4 protein-coding genes and 1 pseudogene are annotated in these 6292 nt (G+C 53.1%); 4 read left to right on the forward strand and 1 reads right to left on the reverse strand.

Annotated elements, in window-relative coordinates; all coding sequences use genetic code 11:
• Positions 1-919 (reverse strand): annotated as a pseudogene (locus tag RMSM_RS38455) (DUF1559 domain-containing protein); the annotation flags it as partial.
• A gap of 342 nt (positions 920-1261) precedes the next feature.
• Here RMSM_RS38455 and RMSM_RS12595 point away from each other — a divergent pair.
• From RMSM_RS12595 to RMSM_RS12610, 4 genes are all read left to right on the forward strand, one after another.
• Positions 1262-1780: a sigma-70 family RNA polymerase sigma factor gene (locus tag RMSM_RS12595; RefSeq protein ID WP_052031611.1), complete on the forward strand. Its 519-nt coding sequence runs from the start codon at positions 1262-1264 to the stop codon at positions 1778-1780.
• The gene (locus tag RMSM_RS12600) at positions 1777-3222 is read left to right on the forward strand and encodes a DNRLRE domain-containing protein (protein WP_008696333.1); all 1446 of its coding nucleotides are present in this window, start codon (positions 1777-1779) and stop codon (positions 3220-3222) included. The genes RMSM_RS12595 and RMSM_RS12600 overlap by 4 nt, the downstream gene beginning before the upstream one ends.
• Before the next feature lie 4 nt (positions 3223-3226).
• Positions 3227-4783: an arylsulfatase gene (locus tag RMSM_RS12605; RefSeq protein WP_008696334.1), complete on the forward strand. Its 1557-nt coding sequence runs from the start codon at positions 3227-3229 to the stop codon at positions 4781-4783.
• A gap of 62 nt (positions 4784-4845) precedes the next feature.
• Positions 4846-6292 (forward strand): FAD-dependent oxidoreductase (locus RMSM_RS12610; protein WP_040766133.1); only part of this gene is annotated, 1447 nt, incomplete at its 3' end.

The raw sequence follows: 6292 nt of genomic DNA on the forward strand, positions 1-6292 counted from the left end.
TTGCCATGCGAGTCCCCATCTCATCGCGCAGGTTGGCGAGTTGGGAGGAAGGACGGTGTTGAATGACGTGATACATGAGGTGCGAATTAAACCAACGCCCCCCGCGTGAAGTGTCCGTCGCCATCAGTGTCGGGTCCGGGTCGGGCGAAAAGAATTGCGGCCGTGTTGGGTCAATAAGATCCGTGCAGATTGACAGATCCGAGCCCATATTCGCGTTGTTCGGAAAATAGTTCCGGTCAACGACGCTGCCGACAATGCTGCGGTCGCCAAGGTCAGTGCCAACCTCACCCATCGCGATCGTGTTGGAAAGGCCGTCCAGGATATCTCGAAACTTTCGTCCACGTTGTCGCTGAAAGACTCCGCGGAACGCAGCACGGTCGGCATAGGTTTAGGTGGGTTCGTACCCGATACGGAGGATTGCATCGCCAAAGCAAAATGAGTAGTTGGTTTGGCCGACACCAATTACGGATTGTCCGGGATCGGATGGGCAGCGCAGGGAGGGGATTGCGGTTTGCCACGGGTCATAGGAGTTTAGATCGATGTAGGGAGCCGGCCCGAACGCCTGCCATGTACCCGCGGCGGTGATGCCGGTTGGAGACTCACCTGATTCCGGCATGTGAGGATTTGAAAGTTGCTCCCAGAGCGATTGTGCTTCGAAGAATGGCAATAAACCGGAGAACGCGCTTAGGCTTCCGCCGTTGGTTGCGTCGGATGATTTTCGCTGGCCGTTGCCGTTAATACCCGCATCGGTGCCAGTGCCATTAGCCGGTAGTTGCTTGTATGCAGCGTGATAGTTGTGAAGCGACAGTCCGAGTTGTTTGAAGTTGTTGCTGCATGACATCCGACGAGCAGCTTCACGTGCAGCCTGAACGGCAGGCAGTAGCAACCCGACCAAGACGCCGATTATTGCTATCACCACGAGTAATTCGACTAGGGTGAAGCCGGGGGTAGTTTTGCCTTCTCATCTGAATTGTCCTTTAGAATCGAAATAAGACGTTGAGAATCGAAATAAGACGTTGTTCGACGGCAGGATAGATGCCGTTCTGGACTGATAGAGCGGTTCCGTTTTGAATTGGACGCATTTTTCGAAGTTTTATCAGTTTTTCGTTTTGGGCCATTATTTGCAATAATCTGCCGTTCGGCGTGTCCGATTTTGCGAGCGACCGCTCTATCTTTGCACGTCACCAATTAGCCGGCGTCGGGAATTGGTGAAGGGCGTTGGCGGGATAGAAGATCCAAGAGAAGCAAATGAACATTGGCAATGACGAAAGTAACCGAGGATTTTGTCAGTCTGCTTGCGACGCATCAGCGAACGATCTTCTTGTACCTCAATAGTCTGTTGCCTTCCGGGCAGGACGTGGATGACCTGTTTCAGGAGACGTGCATGATATGTTGGCGTGAGTTTGAGGAGTTCACACCTGGCACGAATTTTGGCGCTTGGGCATGCACGATTGCGTTCAATCAAGTTCGAGCGTGGAGAACGAAGCGAGGGCGTCAACGGCTGGTTTTCAGCGACGAGTTTTTGGAATCCGTAGCAAACGAGCTAGATCAGAACGCGAGTGTTCTTGATGAGCGTGCCACAGCACTCACAGCGTGTGTCGAGAAACTTCCGGATCACCATCGCGAGCTTATCCGGCAGCGATATTCCGCAGAAGAGTCGATTGGCCTGATCGCTGGGCGACTTGGGCGTTCGCCAGATGCAATCTATCGTATGTTGAGTCGTATCCGTGAATCTTTACATCAATGCGTGGACCTGACCATGAAAGTACAGAGGACATGACTAAAGATAGCTGGGGCGAGTATAAGAGACTTCGCGATGCCGCCCTCGATGGACGAATCGCCGAGGAGGAAGTCAAACTGCTGGAATCGTTCGTTCTTGATCACGACGCCATGCGTCGCGATTACGCGGAACACGCCCATCAGCAGGCGTCACTGAAGTGGAATGCCATTTCGAGCTTGGGATCACCGCTAGGCCAAACGGTTCAACCGACTGAATCACAGCGTGATCTTCTGGTTCAAGAGAAAAGAAGTTGGCGCAGGTCAGTTGCTTACGTGCTCTCACTTGCAACCGCAGTCCTAGTCACGTTGGGATTCGCCGGCCTTCTCGCAAAGGACGACTCGGCAAGTCAGTTCGCAATGATCACATCATCCGAAGCTTGTCGGTGGGGTGAATGCACGGTTGCCACATCGGAGGGGCAACCGATCGGAGCTGGACGACTGCGTTTGAAGAATGGAATTGCAACGTTGCGTTTTCCCAATGTCAACGTGACGCTCGAGGGTCGCGTTGATCTTCAAATCGTTGATGAGGATGAGTGCTTATTGTACGGTGGTCGCGTGGTTGCCAACGTCGAACAGGGTGGCGAAGGCTTTGTGATTCGAACTCCGACCGCAATCTTCATTGATCGCGGAACGACGTTTGGAGTCAATGTCGCTCCATCGGGAACGTCAGATCTGTCCGTCTTCAAGGGAAGAGTCGATGTGAATCATCTGCAGACTCGCGAAGAGACTTCTGTTCGTGAAAATGAACGAATTCGAGCGTCAGCCGATTCGCTAGCGCCAGTAGGACCGGACAATTCGATCAGTCCACCCAAGGCTTCTGGAGTCGGAGTGCCGGTGCATATCTCAACCGCCTTTGGTGATGGCGATGATGCTTATGTTGCGGCGGGGGATGTGGCTCCAAGCAAACCGTCTGAAATCGCACTTTTGGTGAAAAAGCCCGCTAAATCAAATCCAGGTCAATGGTATGCGCCTTGGCGTCGAAAGGCATTCATGCGTTTTGATTTATCGACCGTGAAGGAGGCTGAAATCCTTAGCGCAGCGCTGCAGCTGCAAGGCGTGTACACGAACCGGGGCTTTGCGACCATGATGCCGGATGCCCGGTTCGCTGTGTACGGGGTCACGGATGAATCGCAAGACGAATGGAGTTCTGCTGATATCGACTGGCTCAATAGTCCTGCGAACGATGGCGATCAGCTGATGGTCGACCAAGACAGTGTGGTTTTGCTCGGCAGGTTCACTGTCCCACAATCGAATCCCGAGGGGAGTTTCGAGATTTCGGGTGACGCATTGGTTGAGTTCTTGAGCAATGACGAAAACGCGAAAGTTACGATGATCTTGATTCCCGAAACAGTCGGAGATGCGGGCGAGTCTTACGTTCATGGATTCGCAAGCAAACGTCATCCAAACTTACCGGCTCCAACTCTCCGATTGAGCGTGAAATAGCGAAATGCAAACATTCGACATTACCATCCACCTCGTTTGGTTTTCATTGTTGGTTTGCCCACAGCTGATGGCAGCGGATTCGCTGGGTAGACCAACAAAGCCCAATATCATCGTCATCCTGGCCGACGATATGGGCTATTCCGATTTAGGATGCACGGGCTCCGAGATTGAAACTCCGAATTTGGATGCGATGGCCGATCGCGGAGTGCTGTTCACGCACTTTTACAACACGTCTCGCTGTTGCCCATCACGAGCCTGTTTGCTGACTGGACAATATCAATGGGACGTAGGGTTGGGGCACATGACCTACACCAAGAGTAGGTTTCCAGAGTATCAACAGTCGCTCAGTGACAAGTTTGTGACCCTCCCTGAATTGCTTCGATCGGCGGGATACCAAACCGCGATGTCGGGAAAGTGGCATGTGGGAGAAGCTCGCCATCAGTGGCCCGATCATCGCGGGTTTGATCAATTCTTCGGCACGCCAACCGGTGGTGGTTTGTACTTTTATCCGTCGCCCTTCTATGACCGGCCGGTTTTTCGCAATGGTGACAAGATCGAACCGGGATCGAGTTGGTATTCCACCGATGGCTTTACCGACGAAGCAATCGAGTTTCTTCGTAACAAACGAGATAAACAGCGACCGTTCTTTTTCTATCTTGCATACATTGCTCCGCATTTTCCGCTGCAAGCCAAGGAGTCCGATATCGAGAAGTATCGCCAGATGTATCAAGTCGGTTATCAATCCATTCGAGATGCGCGTTTTGAGAAACAGCGATTACTTGGCCTCGTGTCAAACCGAGAGTCTCCATCACCGACCACCTGTCCGGATTGGTCCACCGTAAAAAACCCAGAAACGGAAGCGTTGAAGATGGCGGTTTACGCCGCTCAGGTAGACTGTCTTGATCAAAACGTAGGCCGGCTGATGCAAGCTCTCCGTGAGGAGCAAATTAGCGAAAACACCGTCGTGATGTTTCTGTCCGATAACGGCGGTTGCGCTCAACGATTCAACAAGACACCTCAGGAAGAGATCGGCAGTCGTCGGAGCAACGCTTCCTACGGGAAATGGTTTAACGTCAGTAACACGCCTTACCGCATGGCAAAAACACAGGTTCACGAAGGCGGTGTATTGACTCCATTGATCTTCCACTGGCCCGCCGGTTTGAAGCGGACTGGCCATCGAATCAATGCTCCGGCGCACATCATGGACATCCTGCCAACTTGCGCGGAATTGGCTGGCGTTTCGCAACCAAGTCTTGAGCAAATCCAGTCGTTCAGCCCTTTGGAAGGGACGAGTTTTCTGTCTTTGATCGATGGTAAGAAAATTGATTCATCGCGAGTGTTGTACTGGGAACATGAAGGCAATCGCGCCGTGCGCGTTGGCGATTGGAAACTGGTGTCGCTTCGCAAAAAATCTTGGGAACTCTACAACCTGAAGGACGACCCTTTCGAGGAGCACGACTTGGCTTCTGTCAATCCGCGCCGAGTGACAGAGCTGGCCAACTTGTACACCGACTGGGCGAACGAACACGGCGTACAGCCTTGGCCGCTGAAAAAGAAATAGCCCAATTTCGTTACCATCAATCCATTACAGTCCGAACGATAACCTCCGATAGCTTTGTCAATATGATCTATTTCAAACGTTTATTTCTAGCCCTGCTGGGTCTCTTTTTTGTCAGCGGACTGGACGCGGATGAACTCGTCCTAGTTGAAACCGAATCGTTGCCTGAAAAAGGTGGCTGGGTAGTAGACCAACAGTTCATGGATCAAATGGGCTCGCCGTATCTGCTTGCTCATGGCTTGGGTGAACCTGTCCCTGACGCCTCCGGAGAAGTCCAATTTGCTGAACCGGGTGAGTACCGAGTCTGGGTTCGGACCCGTGACTGGGTGGCTCCATGGAAGGTGCCCGGTGCGCCCGGGCGTTTCCAACTGCTGATCGACGGTAAGCCGTTGAAAATAACGTTTGGAATTGAAGGCGATCCGTGGCATTGGCAGGACGGAGGCAAAGTCAGCGTTGGTCAGTCTGCCGCAATTGCATTGCATGACCTGACTGGCTTCGAGGGCCGCTGTGACGCGATTCTCTTTTGCAAAGATACATCGTTTCAACCACCTGATGGCGGAGAAGAACTCGCAAGCCTGCGATCAAGGTTACTTGGCTGGGATCGCGAGCCGCAAGACGCCGGTGAATTCGATCTTGTTGTCATCGGCGGCGGTGTTGCAGGCACTACATGCAGTGTGTCGGCAGCAAGGCAAGGTTTGAAGGTCGCGCTGATCCAGGACCGTCCGGTTCTGGGCGGTAACGGCAGCAGCGAAGTCCGCGTCTGGCCTGAAGGACACATCAACCTGAAGCCTTTTCCGCACGTGGGTGACATCGTTGGAGAATTGATTCCGCCTCATCCACCAGGTCAGGCGATGGCAATCGATGGCAAGGAATACAACGACGCTCGAAAGGAACGCATCGTTCGCGCCGAGAAGAATATCACTTTGATGCTGAATCATCGTGCAATCATGATCGACGCCAAGATGCCGACGGATGAGACCGACGGTCATATTCACAGTGTGATTGCTCAACACACCGAGACAGGGCGACGCGTGATCGTGCGTGGCAAGTTCTTTGTTGACTCGACTGGCGACGGCGTGATCGGCGCACTGGCAGGCGCCGACAATGAAGTGATGGAGCGTGGCAACATGGGAACGACAAACCCATGGAGTGTCGGTGCGGTTGAGCATAATGAGCCACAACTGAAGTGCCTCTGCAAGGATCTCGATCCATGGTCCTTTGATTTCAAGGTAACAACCGACGAGCAACCGTTTCCGCGGTGCCCGTGGGCCATCGACATGACGAACCTGAGATTTCCAGGCCGAAAGGACTACGTTGGGCAGTGGCCTGGCGGGCAAGGGCCTATCGCCAATCTCGGCCGCTGGTTTTGGGAAAGTGGTTCCGGCAAGCATCCGATCCACGACATGGAATGGGTGCGAGACTACAACTTCCGTGCTATGTACGGTGCGTGGGATACGCTCAAGAATGTCGACAATCTGCATCCAAATCAACGGCTCAAGTGGGCCGCCTACA

Origin of the sequence: Rhodopirellula maiorica SM1, assembly GCF_000346295.1 — a bacterium.
Taxonomy (GTDB): Bacteria; Planctomycetota; Planctomycetia; order Pirellulales; family Pirellulaceae; genus Novipirellula; species Novipirellula maiorica.

Coding starts and splice junctions, on each gene's coding strand:
- RMSM_RS12595 (WP_052031611.1), top strand. CDS start 1,262: ATGACGAAAGTAACCGAGGATTTTGTCAGTCTGCTTGCGACGCATCAG.
- RMSM_RS12600 (WP_008696333.1), top strand. CDS start 1,777: ATGACTAAAGATAGCTGGGGCGAGTATAAGAGACTTCGCGATGCCGCC.
- RMSM_RS12605 (WP_008696334.1), top strand. CDS start 3,227: ATGCAAACATTCGACATTACCATCCACCTCGTTTGGTTTTCATTGTTG.